General features: G+C 52.1%; 1 protein-coding gene. It reads right to left on the reverse strand.

The features are described from left to right. Positions 1-938: DUF6602 domain-containing protein (locus QD357_RS32250; protein WP_414126071.1), on the reverse strand; the 938-nt coding region annotated here is incomplete at its 3' end. Between the last annotated feature and the right edge of the window lie 490 nt (positions 939-1,428).

A 1,428-nucleotide genomic window follows, 5' to 3' on the forward strand; every position in this document is an offset into this window, starting at 1 on the left:
CATAGAGGCGAAGGAAATCTTGCTCTGACGGAGTCCCCCTCGGATTTGACGTACCTGGCCATATCGGGAAAGAAGCTCGATACAGCCGTGACCGCTGTGTGTAGTAGAGATGCGAATGATTTGATATGCTCTGGTGCCTCCAGCGCCGGACCAACAAAGCAATTGTMCAAGCGCCGGGCACCCTCTGCGTCGGGGGTTGGAAGGTCCCTTATCGGAAAGGGATAGGTTATTGGCAAGTCCAGAGACGTCGCCGGATGTCCTTCAGGCAAGACATAAGTCATCAAGCMGTCACAGATGCTTAGAATAAKATTGTGCCGGAGATTAGCAGGTTGCCTAGGTGCTTCTGAGTTGTAGCAGCTTGCGATTCTTTTGAGCTGCTCGTCGCCCAAAGAGAAATCAAACTTTTCGCAGATCAAAAAAGTCACGATTTGATCGAGTTCATGGTGCGCTGGCCGAAACCGATCGGCGCCCTTACCAGTCTTCCGGGAATAGACGTAACTTGGTCCGGACATGCCATCGCGGATAGACTTGATGGCCGCCAACTTTCGGAGAGCTCTGTACAAGTCACCCTCAGACATCACCGACTTAATCTCCCCTACGGCAACGACTGTCTCAATTGGAAAGAATCGTTGCCGGTTTTCATTCTGCAAGAGCGGTGCGACGCTGGAATCGTAAATGATAAGATCGCACTGGCTGCTAATCTTGCCATCGCTGCTGATGACGAAGCCAGATTCAATCTCTAGCCGCTTTGGGACAAACGTTCGAATGAACTCCCTGGCAACCGCTTCTCGATAGACTCCAAACTCGCCGGGGTGAACCAGCTTGCCGTCGACGTCGATAAACATCGTCCGAGATGCTTCGATAAATGCTTKGCAGAAGGCGAAAATCTTCTCCGTCAAAAGAGTTTGCACGGCTGACATGGCTTGGTATTTCGTCATAGGAGTGCCTCAGTTTGCGAAGCTCCCTAGTCAATAAACTTTGACATTTTCCTACCACGGTGTGTTCCAACCGAGCGCTCGTKGATTGGCAAGAGATTTGCTGCCTGGGCTGACTGATATGGGACTGGCGAACTAGCAATGACGACCACTCCGACGCTCCGCTAGCTCAACTCCCAAAAGGGCACCTAGCCTGCCTTTTGCAGGKATTGGAGCCGCGACGCCCAATGAGAGTTCTCAGGATTCAATACCGCTCGCGGCAGCACGCCGGCCTCATAGAAGGATCTATTGATCTCAGTGTTTGCCGGTGGGCTCACTGTTATTTCAATGAGTTAACCCGTAGTCAGCTGACAACAATCCTTAGCGGTCACCATAACAACAATCACCACCCTCGACGKGGTAAAGTCGCTCTCCGTCAACTGGCTACCTGAGTTGTTGCGGAGCCTCCGCTTMGAAGCAATGCCATCAGCATCGGCCCAAGCGAAAACTCTCC

Origin of the sequence: Rhizobium sp. BR 317 (assembly GCF_047445835.1) — a bacterium.
GTDB lineage: Bacteria > Pseudomonadota > Alphaproteobacteria > Rhizobiales > Rhizobiaceae > Rhizobium > Rhizobium paranaense.